Raw genomic sequence first — 14,458 nt, 5'->3', positions numbered from 1 at the left:
ATCCCTCTCTCAGAGCTTGATGCAGACGTTGCGGAGTTCGGTATAGAACTCCATCGAATGGATGCCGCCCTCGCGGCCGATGCCCGATGCCTTGGAGCCGCCGAAGGGCGTGCGCAGATCGCGCAGGAACCAGCAGTTCACCCAGGCGATGCCGACCTCGATCGCCTTGGCGGTGCGATGGGCGCGGCCGAGATTGGTGGTCCAGATCGAGGTGGCGAGGCCATAGGGGGTGTCGTTGGCCAGCGCCAGCGCCTCTTCCTCGGTGTCGAAGGGCGTCACATGGGTGCAGGGGCCGAAGATTTCGTCGCGGACCACGGCCGCATCCTCGGGCAGGCCGGTCCAGACCGTCGGCTCCACCCAGTAGCCGCCGGCATAGCCCGCGACATCCGGTGTGCCGCCACCGGCGATCAGCGTGGCGCCGGCCGCACGCGCCTTGTCGTAATAGGACAGCACCTTGGCGCGATGCTCGGCGCTGATCACCGGGCCCATTGTGGTGGCGGGGTCGAAGGGGTCGCCGAAGCGGTAGCTGCGCGCCTTGGCCGCCAGCCCTTCGACGAAGCGGTCGAAGATGCCGCGCTGGACATAGAGCCGCTCGGTGCCCAGGCACACCTGACCGGTATTGGCGAAGCAGGCGCGCCCCAGGCCTTCCAGCGTCGCCTCCAGATCTGCGTCGTCGAACACGATGCCGGCATTCTTGCCGCCGAGTTCCAGCGAGACCGGGCGGATGCCGCCGGCCGCCGCGCGCATGATCGCCTCACCCGTGCGGGTCTCGCCGGTGAAGGTGATGCCGTTGACGTCCGGATGGCTGGTCAGGAACTCGCCGGCCGCCCCCGGCCCCATGCCGTGGACGACGTTGTAGACGCCGCGCGGGATGCCGACCGCATTCATCACCTCGCCCAGCAGGGTGGCGGTGGCGGGGGTCTCTTCCGAGGGCTTCACGACCACGGTGTTGCCGCAGGCCAGCGCCGGGGCGACCTTCCAGGTCATCAGCAGCAGCGGCAGGTTCCAGGGGCAGACCACCGCGATCACCCCGCGCGGCAGGCGGAGCGCATAATTGAGCGCGCCGCCCCCGTCGGGCGTTGCCATCTCGAAGGTTTCGGTCGAGGCGGTCAGGATCTGGTCGGCGAAGACGTTGAAATTGGCGGCCCCGCGCGGGATGTCGATATGCGAGGCGATCGAGCGCGGTTTGCCGGTGTCGCGGATCTCGGCCGCCAGGAACTCGTCGAAGCGGGCGTTGATGCCGTCGGCCAGCTTGCGCAGCAGGGCGACCCGTTCGGGGATCGACATCCGGCCCCAGGGGCCCTTCAGCGCCGCTTTCGCGGCGCCGACTGCGGCGTCCACGTCCGCCCGGCCGGCCGCGGAGACCTCGCCGATGACTTCACCCGTGGTCGGAAAATGATTGGCGAAGGCCTCGCCGCTGCCCGCGACGAATTCGCCGTCGATGAAGTTCAGGAAACGGGTCAAGTCGGTCATTCCTTTCGGTCGGCCGGCGGCGTGGCGATGTCGCGCTCGGGATCGCCGTCGGTCAGGTAGTCCCACATGCGTTCGAAGATCAGGCCGGCACGGGTGGCGCGGGCGGCGGCGGCCTCGGGGCCGATCACCGGGGCGGTGTCGCCGAGGCCGGTGGAGAGGGCGGCAAGCTCGATCCGGCAGACGTCTTCCAGATACCAGGCAAGGCCCACCGCCTCTTCCAGGCTGGCGCCGGCCACGACCGCGCCGTTGCCGCGCATCAGCACGCCGGCGCTCTCGCCCATCGCCGCGATCACGCCCGCCGCCTTCTCGTCGTCGCGGACCAGCTGGATGTCGTCCCAGAGCCCGACGCCGGGGGCGAAATAGGTGCTGAAGCCATGGCGCATGCGCGGCACCCGGCCGAGGGCGGCCAGCGCCATCATATTGGGCGACATGAAGCGCACCACGCCCTGCGCCTCGGGGCGCTTCGCATAGATCCGCTGGTGCAGCCGCACCTCGCCCAGCACGCCGGCGGGCAGGGGACCTTCCACCGGCACCACGGTGCAGGCCTCGTCCGGACGTACCAGCCCCATCGGCCGCGAGGGGCAGACCAGGAAAGTGTCGGCATCGATCCGCGCCGAGCAGTGGCCATAGGCATGCACCAGCCCGGCCCGTCCGAGTGCGCGGGCAGCGACCCGGACGGTTGCAGCAAGACGATCGGTCATGATCTCAGTCCTTGAAGGCGGCGATGTTGGGTGCCGAACCCCACTGACAGAAGCCCTTGGGCGCGAAATGGAACTGGCGGTCCCGCCACAGCGGCTCGTCGTGGATCTCGCACACCCCGGTCGAGTATTCGAAGGTCATGCCGTCAGGGCCGGCGAAATACAGGAACTGTGCCGACGAGGTGGGGTGCCGGCCGGGGCCGAAGGTCACCGTCACCTGGTTGCGGCGCAGATGCGCCAGCGAGCGCTGGATGTCGTCGGTGCTCGCCACCTGATGGTTGACGTGCTGGATGCCTGGCTGGTGGAAGGGGAACAGCGCCACCGAGTGATGGATGGTGCCGAAGCGCATCAGCGGCGCATCGCCGATCCGGTCCGACACCCGCGCCTTGCAGACATCGGTCCAGAACAGCTCGTCGCGCGCCGGGTCGGTGGAGCAGAGCCCGACATGGGAAAAGCCGGTGATGCCGGCATCGCGGCTGCCGTGATAGCGCTGTGCCGTAGTCTCGGGCCGCACCACGAATTCGATGTGGTTGCCGCTCGGGTCGTCGAAGCGGATGAATTCGCGGACATGGCGGGCATCGCATTCGGCAGGCGTGCCGTAATGGACGGCATGGCCGAGATTTTCCAGCACCGCACCCGCGTTCTGGAGATCGGCGGAGGTCGCGATCTCGAAGGCCGTCGCCTCCTGCTCGCGGCCGCCTTCGACATAGCAGAGCGTGTGGGCGCGGGCGTCGGACTTGAAGTAGATCGCGCCCTTGCGGCGCTCGGCCACCTCAAGCCCCAGGATGTTGACCGCGAACCATTCGGCACCGGCCAGATCGCGGGTGCCGAGACGGCAATAGACGACGTCCTTGAGACCGATCACCTCTCATCCCTCCCCAGAAATTCGGGGGCCGTGCAGGGTGACCCCCAGGCGCAATGCGACAGGGCGGCGTCGGCGAACTGGCGGGGCCCACGGCCGGTCACCGCCGGGCCCCGCTCCATGCCATGGGCATAGGAATGCAGCAGGCCGCCGGGGCCGCGGGCGGTGACGAACATCGCGCCCGAGGTCGGCTGGCGGCCGGGGCCGTGGACCACCGGCACCTGGCGGGCCTGGAACAGATACCAGCCCTGCATCACCGCATTGATGCCGTCGACCTCCCAGACCGCGCCCAGCAGGCCGTCGCGATCCGAGGGGTAGAGGGCGATGCGGTGATGGGCGTCGTCGATGCGCAGGAACACGGCATCGCCTGCCCAGTCCGAGACCTCGGCGCCGATGCCGCGGGTCCAGAAATCCTCGTTCGCGGCCGGGTCGGTGCAGGCGATCTGGACCGATTGCAGGCCGGTGATGCCGGCATCGCGCGATCCGTGATAGCGCCAGCCCGAGGTGAGCGGCCGCCAGACGATCTCGACGACCACGCCATTGGGGGCGATCACCGACAACCCGGCCTTGATCTGTCGCGCGGCGCAGGCCGCCGCATCCAGGCGCTGCCGGGGCAGGCCGGGACAGGCGGTTTCAAGCCGCGCCTCGGCCTCGTCCAGCTCGCGGGCATGGGCGACGGTGAGCGCCACCGCGGCGGGGCCGGCCTCGGCCGTGTAGCAGATCGCGTAATTGCGCGCATCCGAGCGGAAGCGGCGATTGGCATCGTCGTGATCGCCCGGCTGCAGGCCGAAAATGCCGGTGGCGAAGGCCTCGGCACCGTCCAGATCCTCGACGGGCACACGCAGATAGCGCAGATCCCGGTAGATATCGGTCATCTCGATCGTCCTCCTGGCCGGCCGTCCCCCGAGGGGAGGAACGGCGGCCGTGGCAGTGGGAAAGAAGGCCGGGGCGGATCAGAGACCCGCGGCTTCCTTCTCCAGTTCCTTCAGCAGCGGGGTCTTCTCGCGCCAGGACTGGTACCAGAGGTCGATGGCGCCACCGAAGAAGGCGCGATCGGCGTTCACCACCGGCACGCTGGTGGTCTTCAGCTTGTCGAGATAGGTAGCGTCGATCTCGGCATAGGCGCCGACGATGCCGTCCAGCTCCTCGGCCATGATCTTTTCGATCACCGCCTGATCTTCCTTGGGCACGGTCTGCCATTTGCGGCCCGAGCCGACGGCGATCATCGGGAACATCATGTGGTTGGACGCCACGATCGTGCCGGCATGCTCGTAATACTTCGAGTTCCAGGTGCCCTCGAAATCGATCTGCATGCCGTCGACCTGGCCGTTGGCGAAGGCGTCATAGAGCGCCGGCAGCGGCAGTGGGGGTGGGCGCCGCGCCCAGCCGGGTCCAGAAATCCAGCTCCTGGGCGAAGGGCACGGTGCGCACCTTCTTGCCCGACAGATCCTCGACCGAGGCCACGGGGCCGCGCATCACGATCTGGCGCATGCCGGCCATGCCCCAGCCAAAGCCCTTGAGGGCGAATTTGGACACGCCGCCCAGCAGCTTCTGCGCCACGCCGCCCTTCAGGATCTGCCGCGCGCCCGCGGCGTCCTTGACGATATAGGGGGCGAGGAAGACGCCGTAATCGGCATCGCGGTTGGCGAATTCACCCAGCGTCAGGAAGGCGAAGTCGAGCGCGCCGGTCTGCAGCTGCTGGAGCATCTGCGCCTCGTTGCCGAGCTGGCCCGAGGGGAAGACCAGGATCTCGACCCGACCGTTGGTGGCTTCTTTGATGCGCTCTGCGACCGTCACCGCGCTCTTCGACCACTGATGCGGCGGCGGGGTGATCAGGCCCAGCCGATACTGTTCGGCCTGGGCCTCGGCGCCGATCAGGCCGACCATCAATGCGGCGGCTGCGGTCAGGATGCGTGCTGCTTTCATCCCTGGTTTCCTCTCGGGGTATCGTTATGGGGGGTGGCTTCCTTCTTGGAGAGGAAGACCATGAGTTCGGTCAGGCCGGCATCGCGGCTGGCGGCGATCTCGGCCACCGGCCGCGGATCCGCCTCGGCCATGCCGGAGACGAGGCGGGCGCGGGTGGCGGCATCCAGGCGCGGATCGCCCAGCGTCGCCCACCAGCGTTCGAATTCGGGGCCGAGCGCATCGACGAAACGCCCGATGCCGCCCTCGGCACCCGCCAGATGGAAGACGGTGGAGGGGCCGACGATGCACCAGCGCGGCGCCAGACCCTGGATCACCGCCTGTTCGATATCGGCGAGGCTGGCGATGCCCTCGCTCGCCAGATGCACCGCCTCGCGCCAGAGGGCGGCCTGCAGGCGGTTGACCAGATGGCCGGGCACCGGCCGGGTGAGCGTCAGCACCGTCTTGCCCATCGTCCGGAAGAGGTCGGACGCCCGCGCCACCACCTCGGGCGCGGTCCGGGTGCCGCCCGACAGCTCCACCACCGGCATCAGATAGGGCGGGTTGCAGGGATGGGCGATCAGCAGGCGCTCCGGCCGGGCCAGTCCTTCGGCCATGTCGTCGGGCGACAGGCCCGACGAGGACGAGGCGATGATGGTGTCGTCCGCGAGATGCGGTTCCAGTGCCGCCAGCGCCCGACGCTTCAGATCGAGCCGCTCAGGCAGGTTCTCCTGCACCAGCACCGGCGGCGGGCCGGCCTCGGCCGCGGTCGCGACATGGCGGGGCGTGGTCGCATCGGGGCTGAGGGTGCCGAGGCCCTGCAGCACCGGAAGTGCCTGCGCCCGGACGGTGGCGATGCGGTCTGCGACGGCCGGATCGGGGTCGATCACCGTCACCTCATGGCTGGCGCCGGCGAAGGCGGCGGCCCAGCCGCAGCCGATCAGACCGCCGCCCAGGATCCAGATGCGCGCCATCAGAGCAGATCCTTAAGGCCGGTGGAAAGAACGGGGAAGACGACCAGCAGCAGCAGCACCGACAGCACCGCGAAGAAGAAGGGCATCAGCAGCACCGCCAGACGCTCGGCCTTGACCTTGCCCATCAGCGAGGCGACGAACAGCCCGGTGCCGACCGGTGGTGTCAGCAGACCCAGCGTCAGGTTCAGGCAGAGCACGACGCCGAAATGGAAGGGATCGATGCCGTAGACGCCGGTCGCGACCGGCAGGAAGACCGGGACGATCAGGATGATCGCGGGGATCGGGTCGCTGATCATGCCCAGCACCAGCAGCAGCACGTTCAGCATCAGCAGGAAGACGATCGGCGAGGCGGTCATCGCCTGCATGGTCTCGGCGACGAGGGCGGGCAGGTTCTCGAAGGTGATGACCCAGCTGAACACCTGGGCGGCGGCGATCAGGAACAGCACGGTCGCCGAGCCGCGCGCGGCATTCAGGAAGGCGGGAAGGATGTCGGCCGGCGTCATCTCGCGATAGACGAACAGGCCGATCAGCACCGCGGCGAGGCTGGCGATCGCGGCCGATTCGGTGGGGGTGGCAAGGCCGCCCAGGATCGAGCCGACGATGATCACCGGAATGGCGGCCGCCGGCAGGGCATCGAGCACGGCACGGAAGCGGGCGCGGATCGGCATCGCCTCGGTCTTGGGAAAGCCGTGGCGGCGGCCCAGCCACATGATCACGCCGATGAAGGCGAGGAAGATCAGCAGGCCCGGCACGATGCCCGAGATAAAGAGGTCGCCGATCGGGATCTGCGCGATCACGCCGAAGATGATGAACAGCATCGAGGGCGGGATGATCGGCGCCAGCAGGCCGCCGGCGGCGGTGATCGCCACCGATACGTCACGCGGATAGCCGGCCTTTTCCATCTCGGGCACCGCCAGCCGCGACATGATGGTGATCTGGGCCACCGTCGAGCCCAAAATCGCCGCCATCATCATGTTGGCGACCAGGTTGACATAGGCGAGCCCGCCGCGGATCGAGCCCAGCATGGCCAGCGCCAGCGCCATCAGCCGCCGGCCGATGCCGCCGGCATTCATGAACTCGCCCAGCAGGATGAACAGCGGCAGGGCCAGCAGGCCGTAATTCTCAAGGCCACCGAACATCTGCTGGCCATAGGACTGGAGCAGGATCAGGTTGCCGGTGGCGAAGATGTAGATCAGGCCCAGGGCGGCGAGCGCGAAGGCGATCGGCATGCCGACCGCCAGCATGGCGAGGAAAGAGACGCCCGCGATCATGCCGCCATCTCCTCCCCGCCGGTCAGGCGGCCAGCGAGCGAGGCCAGCACATGGATGGTGGCGGTGACGCAGAAGATCGGCATCACCAGCCAGAACCAGACCTTGTGCATGCCCAGCGTCACCGTCGGCTCCTGATAGATGAAGTTGAAGGTCGATGAGGTGAAATCCTCGATCGACGGGGCCTGAAGTACGCCGACGGGATCGAACCAGCGCCAGATCTGCACCGAGAGCACGGCCAGGAAGACCAGCAGCGCCACATCCACCAGGATCGCGAGCTGGCGCCGCGCGGCGGGCCTGAGCGCATCCGGCAGCAGGGTGATCGCGATGTGCTGACGCCGCGCGAGGCCGAGCGAGGCGCCGATGAAGGCCGCCCAGGCCATCAGGAACACGGCCAGTTCGTCGGTCCAGATCAGCGGATTGCCCAGGCTGCGCGAGACGACGTTGCCGAGCAGCAGACAGAAGATGCCGAACACCGTCAGCCCCGCCGCCCAGGCTTCGACCCCGGCGATGCGGTTGCTGAGTGTTTGCAGGCAGGCGACCGGACCAGGGACGCCGCGGGTGCCGGTGTGCAGCGGGGACTGCGACGCGCCGGCTTCTTCGAGGATTTTTGTCATCGATATTCCTCCCTGCGGGCATAAAATATCGATATTTTGAGCGTGTCAATTTGGAAATTGATATTTTCGGGCAGCCGAACTAGCCTGCCTCTGATTTCAATCTCGCCGGGAAACCCGTACCGCATGGACAAGCGATCGCCCGTCCGCCCGGATAGCCCCGCCCGACCGGATATTGAAGACAAGACCCAGGCCGAACGCGCCTACCGCCTGATGCGCGAGGACATCGTCACCGGGGCGCTGCCGCCCGATCTGAAGCTGAAGATCGAGATGCTGCGCGACCGCTATCAGATCGGGGCGGGGCCGCTGCGCGAGGCGCTGGCCCGGCTGTCGGGGGAATATCTGGTGCAGATGCAGGGCCAGCGCGGCTTCGTGGTGGCGCCGATGTCGGCGACCGATGCCCGCGAGATCGGCCATCTGCGCAAGATCTTCGAGGCCGATGCCCTGGCCCAGTCGATCCCGGCCGGCGATGTCGCCTGGGAAGAGCGGGTCATCACCACCTATCACCGGCTGGAACGGCTGGAGCTGGCCGACCGCCAGGGCGTCGAGCAGATGTCGGAATGGGAACGGCTGAACCACGATTTCCACGAGGCCCTGGTCTCGGCCTGCGCCTCGACCTGGCTTCTGCGCATGCGGGCGATGATGTTCCGCCATCATGAACGCTATCGCCGCCTGTCGCGCGCCAAGACCGTGATGACCCGCGACATCCACCTGGAACATCGCGCCCTGCTGGATGCGGCCCTCGACCGCAATGTCGACCGCGCGGCCGAGGTGATCCGCCGCCATATCGAACACACCACCAATGCGGTGGTGGTGGCGCTGGCCCGGGACCCGGATGCCCGCCTCTGGGAACAGGCGACCGGTACGGACTGAGCACCGACCGCTCCACGAAAAAGAGGCCGGGACGTTACCGTCCCGGCCTCTTCCGCTTCGACGGCGCGGACCGTCAGAAGGTCGTGTTATGGGCGGTGAACTTGGTGATCAGATAGGGCTCCATCGCCTCGATGCCGCCTTCCGAGCCGTAGCCGGAATCCTTGATGCCGCCGAAGGGCACCTCGGGCAGGGCCAGCATGCCCTGGTTGATCGAGATCATGCCGCTTTCGATATCGGCCGAAAGTGCTGCCGCGGTCTTCGACGACGAGGTGTAGGCATAGGCCGCCAGGCCATAGGGCAGGCGGTTGGCTTCGGCGATCAGCGCGTCATAGCCGCTGAAGGTCGAAACCGGCACCACCGGGCCGAAGGGCTCTTCGTTCATGATCCGGGCCGCGAGCGGCACGCCGGTCATCACCGTCGGCTGGAAGAAATAGCCCTTGTTGCCGATGCGCTCGCCGCCGGTGCGGATGGTGGCGCCATTGGCGACGGCATCGGCGACCAGGGCTTCCATCGCATCCACGCGGCGCGAATTGGCCAGCGGCCCCATGCGGGTCTCGGGATCGAGGCCGTCACCGACCTTGATCGAGGCCACCGCCTCGGTGAATTCACCGACGAAGCGGTCGGCGACGCTCTCTTCCACCAGGAAGCGCGTCGGCGAGACGCAGACCTGGCCGGCATTGCGGAACTTCTGCGCCGCCAGCGCCTTGGCCGCCTTCGAGACGTCGACATCGCCGAACACGATCGCCGGCGCATGGCCGCCGAGTTCCATGGTCGCGCGCTTCATGTGCTGGCCGGCCATCGCCGCCAGATGCTTGCCGACCGCCGTCGAGCCGGTGAACGAGATCTTGGCGATCACCGGATGCGGGATCAGATAGGACGAGACCTCGGCCGGAATGCCGTAGACCAGGTTGATCACGCCGGCCGGCACGCCGGCATCGGCATAGGCGCGGATCAGCTCGGCGCAGCTTGCCGGGGTCTCTTCCGGGCCCTTCACGATGATGGTGCAGCCGGTCGCGATCGCGGCCGAGACCTTGCGGACCACCTGGTTGATCGGGAAGTTCCAGGGCGTGAAGGCGGCGACGACGCCCACCGGCTCGCGCGTCACGGTCTGGAGATGACCCACGGCGCGGGACGGGATCACCCGGCCATAGGTGCGGCGGCCTTCCTCGGCGAACCAGTCGATGAGGTCGGCGGCGGCCAGCGTCTCGACCTTGGCTTCGGCCAGCGGCTTGCCCTGTTCCATGGTCATGATGCGGGCGATGGTGTCGGCCCGCTCGCGCAGCAGATCGGCCGCCTTGCGCATCACCTTGGACCGGTCATAGGGCGAGACCTTGCGCCAGGTCTTGAACGCCCGGGCGGCAGCCTCGAGTGCGCGGTCCAGATCGCCGGTCGACGCATGGGCGACGCGGCCGATCTCCTCGGCGGTGGCCGGGTTCAGGACGGCCTCGTCCTTGCCCGTCGAGCCCGGAGCCCAGGTACCGTCGATGAAGAGGCTGGTATTCGGATACATCTCTCGCTCCTCGGGAGGGGACATATGGCCCTGTGGGGCCGGGCGGGGGTGAGGGTTGGAAACGGACAGAAGAGGCTATCGGCCGCCGGCGACCACCACGCGGTTGCGACCCGCGCGCTTGGCCTGATACATGGCGCTGTCGGCGGCTTCGACCAGATGGTTGTAATCGGGATGGCCGTCGAACACCGCGACACCGACCGAAGCGCCGAGCCGGATGCGGGTATCGCCCGAGAGCACGACTTCGGTCTTGCCGATGGCTTCGCGCAGCCGTTCGGCCAGCGCACGCGCGGCCGCTTCGCCGGCCTCGACCGCGACGACCAGGAACTCTTCGCCGCCATAGCGGAAGACCAGATCGCTGCTGCGGCAGGTGCCGAGGATGGTCTCCGCCGCCTGGCGCAGCGCTGCATCCCCTGCACTGTGGCCGTGGCTGTCGTTGATGGTTTTGAAATGATCCAGATCGACCATGATGACCGCAAAGGGATGGTCGCGACGCATCGCCAGCGTGATCTCGCGCTTCAGGATCGCGGGAAGGAAGCGGCGGTTGAGCGTCCGGGTCAGGGCATCGCGACCGGCCTCGGCGCCGATCATGGCCTGGAAGGCGTCGTTCAGGATGAAGCGGATCTCGTTGACCGCCGCCTGGATCAGCCCCAGCGCCGGCCCGAAACCGTCACCGGCGGCGCGCGCCGCATCGGTCTCGGGCAGGATGCCCTCGTCCAGACGCTGCATCAGCTCGTTCACCCGGTCGAGCACCGGCGTGCCTTCGAACATGATGCCGCCGCGATGGTGGAACCAGAGGCCGAAATCCGACCGACCGATGCGGGGCAGGGGCTCGGTCGAACCGCTGCCACCGGCCAGCGCCAGCAGCACGGCCTGGTTCCATTCCAGCAGTGAGGCGCGCTGGCTCTCGCGTTCCAGCGACAGATCCTGGCTCAGGAAGAACAGCCGGTAGGCTTCCTCGTCGCGGCTCTGATGGGTGATGCCGGAAACGAAGACCGCGCCCATCAGCTCGATGGCGATGTCGATCACGGTCTCCACATGCAGCAGCAGGCGGACCAGCTCGTCGCGGCCGACCCGGCTGCCGGCGATCCGTCCGGCGATGCCGGCCTTGATCAGCCGTGCGCCGCGGCTGACCAGGTGCAGTGGCACCCGGACCCGGGCATGAACTTCGCCCACGCGGGTCTGCACGGTCGCCATGCTGTCGAAATCGGGTGCGGGGCCGGCCGGAAACAGGCTGCGGATCCAGCCGGCCAGAGAGCCGCGCAGCCGGGTCTGGACGATCTCGTTCGACAGCAGCGGCGCCGCCTCGGCATCGGCCATCAGCACATCGTAGAAATCGCGCGCCAGCTCGTCGGAAGAGGCACTGACCAGCCCGGCCAGCCAGTCCCGCATCTCGGGCGCCAGCGCGGCCTGAAGCCGGTGCCAGTCACGCCGGGCGGCCATGAGCGACGGATTGGGGTCGGCGGCGATGTCGTGACGGGCGGCCGTCTTGCCGGCAGTGGTGGGCATCTGTGGGCGGGGGCCTGACTTTCCTGCGGTTCGGCCCCCGCCGGCCGGCGGAGACGCCCGCGCATGATGCGACCGGAAACCGGTCGCCGCAAGTGTCGCGCGCGCCCTCAGGGCCGTCGGTCGAGGATCCGGTCGATCAGCCCCCAGTCCAGCGCCTCTTCCGCGGTCATGAACCGGTCGCGGTCGAGCGTGCGTTCCACCTCTTCAGGGGTGCGATGGCAGTGCTCGGCATAAAGCCGGATCATGCGCTGCTTCACCCGAAGCGTTTCCTCGGCATGGATCAGGATGTCCGAGGCCTGGCCCTGGAACCCGCCCGAGGGCTGGTGAACCAGGATGCTGGCATTGGGCAGGGCCGCGCGCTCGCCGGCCGTGCCGGCCATCAGCAGGAAGGAACCCATCGAACGGGCCGTCCCCATGCACAGCGTGTGCACCGGCGAGCGGATGTAGCGCATGGTGTCGTACATCGCGAAGCCGCTGGTGACCACGCCGCCGGGCGAGTTGATGTAAAGATTGATCGGCCTGCCGGGGTCTTCCGCCTCCAGGAACAGCAGCTGGGCGCAGACCACCGCCGCGACGTCATCGTCGACCTGGCCGTTCAGGAAGATGATCCGTTCCTTCAACAGCCGGGAATAGATGTCAAAGGCCCGTTCGCCCCGGGTCGACTGTTCCACGACCATGGGGACGAGCTGCATCGTGCCGCGCATCGGCGACCTCCGCTCTCTTTTGAATGTGGGGAAGGCTGTACCGCGTCTAGGCGGCGCGCATCATCGGACCGCTGCGGTCATTGGCGGCGGCCATGCGGCGATGGACGACCCGAAGCCGGGTGCCACCGGTGGTATTGGGGGCGATGGTGAAGGTCACCAGGCTTTCGGTGAAGGGCGGTGCCTGTTCCCGCATGCGATAGCTGAGTTCGCGCCCGGGCGTGACCGAGGCCGGTTCGGCCGCCGCCAGATCCGCGGCCGGCAGCCAGTGTGCCCGAAGTTCGGGGATGCTGATCGCCCGCCAGACCTTCTGCGGCGGGGCGTCGAGATCGTAATCCTGCACGATGCGATCGGCGCCGGGCGTGGAGGCGGGGGTGGTCATTGGTCCATCTCCTTCAGCAGCGCCTTCAGGGCATCGATCCGCGCCGGCCAGTATGCGCGATACTTCGCCAGCCAGTCCGCCACCACGGCCAGACCGTCGGGATCGACCTCGTAATCGACGAACCGGCCCTGGCGTTCTTCCCGCACCAGCCCGGCGGCACGCAGCACGGCCAGATGCTGCGACATCGCCGGCTGGCTGATCGCCATGCCGTCCCTGAGCGCGCTGGCATTCATCCGCCCCGCGGCCAGCTTCTCGAAGATGGCGCGGCGGGTGGGATCGGCGAGGGCTTTGAACACATCGGTCTCGGTCATGCCGATAGATAAGCAGATACTTATATGACGTGCAAGCCCTCTCTGCGCCCGTCTTCACCTGCCCATGGTCAGCACCAGGCGGCCCGTCACCTCGCCGCGGCGCAGCCGGGCCAGGGCCTCGTCGATCCGGGCGAAGGGCAGGGGGGTCACCTCTGCCCGAACATGGCCGCGGAGCGCGAAATCCACCGCCTCCTGCAGGTCGCGGCGCGTGCCGACATTGGATCCGCGGATGGAGCGTTCCCAGTTGGAGATGCGGGCGATCGACACCCGGATGGCATCGCGTTCGCCCCCCGGCAGGCCGATGAACACCGTGGTGCCGCCGGGGCGGGTCATGGCGATGGCCTGTTCGAAGGCCGCGGGTGCGGTGGCGGTGACGATTGCGGCATGGGCGCCGCCGCCGGTCGCCGCCTGCACGCCGGCCACGGGGTCACCGGCCGCGGCATCGACCACCGCTTCGGCGCCGAGCGTCAGGGCATGGTCCAGCCGGGCGGGCGAAACGTCGACCGCGACCGGACGCAGCCCCATCGCCCGGGCATACTGGATCGCGACATGGCCGAGCCCGCCGGCGCCCACGATCGCCACATGCTCGCCCGCCCGCGCCTCCGATCGCTTAAGGCCGCGCCAGGTGGTGACACCCGCGCAGAGGATCGGCGCGATCGCCACCAGATCGGCATCGGCGGGGAGCCGGGCGACGAAGGCGGCCTCGGCCAGCATATACTCGGCATAGCCGCCATCGCGGCTGAAGCCGGTGGCGCCGCCGGCCTCGCAGATCGTTTCCATCCCGGCCTGGCACCAGGCGCAGCGTCCGCAGGCATGGGCCATCCAGGGCACGCCCACCGCGTCGCCGATGGCGATGCCCGACACACCGGCGCCCAGCGCCGCGACATGGCCTGTGACCTCGTGGCCGGGGATCAGTGGCAGTTTCGGCGGCGTGCCCCAGTCGCCATCGACGATGTGCAGGTCGGAGTGGCAGACACCGCAGGCTGCCACGCGGATCAGCACCTCGCCCGGACCGGGTTCCGGGCGCGCGACCTCCATCATCCGCAACCCCTCATCCGGCCGTTCGACCACTGCCGCCTGCATGCGCGCCATGTCTGCCATCTCCTTGTCGTCGTCCGTCAGTGCCGGCCGGACAGGGTTCCGGCCGCCTGCCAGCAGAGCGCAGGCGCGTGCGGGCTGTAAAACAGGAAACGCGCCGGGTCCGGTATCGGCAAAGCCGATGGCAGATGCATCGATCTGCGGCAGGCCCTGCCAGCGCGTTCGGCTTTTCCGATAGCGCAATCCGGGATTTTGAATTGGTCATGCCGCCCCCGCCGGCCGCAGGCTGATCAGGGGACGGGTCTGGGGAGATCCGTCGGCCTGCGCGGGAGGCATTTGCAGATCC

Annotated in this window: 16 protein-coding genes; 1 reads left to right on the top strand and 15 read right to left on the bottom strand. The window is 68.3% G+C overall.

All coding sequences use genetic code 11. The features are described from left to right. Positions 1 to 9 precede the first annotated feature (9 nt). From TMO_RS22910 to TMO_RS22875, 9 genes are all read right to left on the bottom strand, one after another. A complete protein-coding gene (locus TMO_RS22910; RefSeq protein WP_014753191.1) occupies positions 10 to 1,464 on the bottom strand; it encodes a 2-hydroxymuconic semialdehyde dehydrogenase in 1,455 nt (484 codons plus the stop codon). Between the two features lie 5 nt (positions 1,465 to 1,469). Beyond that, the gene (locus TMO_RS22905) at positions 1,470 to 2,174 is read right to left on the bottom strand and encodes a class II aldolase/adducin family protein (protein WP_014753190.1); all 705 of its coding nucleotides are present in this window, start codon (positions 2,172 to 2,174) and stop codon (positions 1,470 to 1,472) included. A 4-nt stretch (positions 2,175 to 2,178) separates the two neighbouring features. Next, entirely contained in the window at positions 2,179 to 3,036 is an 858-nt protein-coding gene (locus TMO_RS22900; RefSeq protein WP_014753189.1) for a VOC family protein, read from the bottom strand. Continuing rightward, positions 3,033 to 3,908 (bottom strand): VOC family protein, encoded by an 876-nt coding sequence (locus tag TMO_RS22895; RefSeq protein WP_014753188.1) that lies wholly within the window; start codon positions 3,906 to 3,908, stop codon positions 3,033 to 3,035. Before TMO_RS22895 ends, TMO_RS22900 begins: the two co-directional genes overlap by 4 nt. A 78-nt stretch (positions 3,909 to 3,986) precedes the next feature. Continuing rightward, entirely contained in the window at positions 3,987 to 4,346 is a 360-nt protein-coding gene (locus tag TMO_RS32880; protein WP_014753187.1) for a trap dicarboxylate transporter- dctp subunit, read from the bottom strand. 28 nt (positions 4,347 to 4,374) lie between these two features. Beyond that, positions 4,375 to 4,959: a TRAP transporter substrate-binding protein DctP gene (gene dctP / locus TMO_RS32875; RefSeq protein WP_014753186.1), complete on the bottom strand. Its 585-nt coding sequence runs from the start codon at positions 4,957 to 4,959 to the stop codon at positions 4,375 to 4,377. Then, positions 4,956 to 5,909 (bottom strand): 3-hydroxyacyl-CoA dehydrogenase family protein, encoded by a 954-nt coding sequence (locus TMO_RS22885; protein ID WP_014753185.1) that lies wholly within the window; start codon positions 5,907 to 5,909, stop codon positions 4,956 to 4,958. Before TMO_RS22885 ends, dctP begins: the two co-directional genes overlap by 4 nt. Then, entirely contained in the window at positions 5,909 to 7,180 is a 1,272-nt protein-coding gene (locus TMO_RS22880; RefSeq protein WP_014753184.1) for a TRAP transporter large permease, read from the bottom strand. Before TMO_RS22880 ends, TMO_RS22885 begins: the two co-directional genes overlap by 1 nt. Beyond that, positions 7,177 to 7,794: a TRAP transporter small permease gene (locus tag TMO_RS22875; protein WP_014753183.1), complete on the bottom strand. Its 618-nt coding sequence runs from the start codon at positions 7,792 to 7,794 to the stop codon at positions 7,177 to 7,179. Before TMO_RS22875 ends, TMO_RS22880 begins: the two co-directional genes overlap by 4 nt. Before the next feature lie 123 nt (positions 7,795 to 7,917). On the opposite strand from TMO_RS22875, the gene TMO_RS22870 reads away from it, so the two are divergent. Then, on the top strand, positions 7,918 to 8,664 hold the full coding sequence (locus tag TMO_RS22870) for a GntR family transcriptional regulator (protein WP_014753182.1): 747 nt from the start codon (positions 7,918 to 7,920) through the stop codon (positions 8,662 to 8,664). 73 nt (positions 8,665 to 8,737) lie between these two features. Here the strand turns inward: TMO_RS22870 and TMO_RS22865 are convergent, their stop codons facing one another. The 6 genes from TMO_RS22865 to TMO_RS22840 form a co-directional block, all read right to left on the bottom strand. Continuing rightward, entirely contained in the window at positions 8,738 to 10,174 is a 1,437-nt protein-coding gene (locus TMO_RS22865; protein ID WP_014753181.1) for an NAD-dependent succinate-semialdehyde dehydrogenase, read from the bottom strand. A 75-nt stretch (positions 10,175 to 10,249) separates the two neighbouring features. After that, positions 10,250 to 11,680, bottom strand: coding sequence for a diguanylate cyclase (locus TMO_RS22860; protein ID WP_014753180.1), 1,431 nt, complete (start codon positions 11,678 to 11,680; stop codon positions 10,250 to 10,252). Between the two features lie 107 nt (positions 11,681 to 11,787). Next, positions 11,788 to 12,384 carry an ATP-dependent Clp protease proteolytic subunit gene (locus TMO_RS22855; protein ID WP_014753179.1) on the bottom strand — a complete coding sequence of 199 codons (597 nt, stop codon included), beginning with the start codon at positions 12,382 to 12,384 and terminating at the stop codon, positions 11,788 to 11,790. 46 nt (positions 12,385 to 12,430) lie between these two features. After that, on the bottom strand, positions 12,431 to 12,763 hold the full coding sequence (locus tag TMO_RS22850; protein WP_014753178.1) for an SRPBCC family protein: 333 nt from the start codon (positions 12,761 to 12,763) through the stop codon (positions 12,431 to 12,433). Continuing rightward, positions 12,760 to 13,074 carry an ArsR/SmtB family transcription factor gene (locus tag TMO_RS22845; protein WP_014753177.1) on the bottom strand — a complete coding sequence of 105 codons (315 nt, stop codon included), beginning with the start codon at positions 13,072 to 13,074 and terminating at the stop codon, positions 12,760 to 12,762. The genes TMO_RS22850 and TMO_RS22845 overlap by 4 nt, the downstream gene beginning before the upstream one ends. 54 nt (positions 13,075 to 13,128) lie before the next feature. Further along, entirely contained in the window at positions 13,129 to 14,166 is a 1,038-nt protein-coding gene (locus TMO_RS22840) for an alcohol dehydrogenase catalytic domain-containing protein (protein WP_014753176.1), read from the bottom strand. Between the last annotated feature and the right edge of the window lie 292 nt (positions 14,167 to 14,458).

The organism is Tistrella mobilis KA081020-065 (assembly GCF_000264455.2).
Taxonomy (GTDB): Bacteria; Pseudomonadota; Alphaproteobacteria; order Tistrellales; family Tistrellaceae; genus Tistrella; species Tistrella mobilis.
The sequence above is the reverse complement of the archived record's forward strand: the minus strand, read 5'-3'. Positions and strand labels throughout refer to the sequence as shown.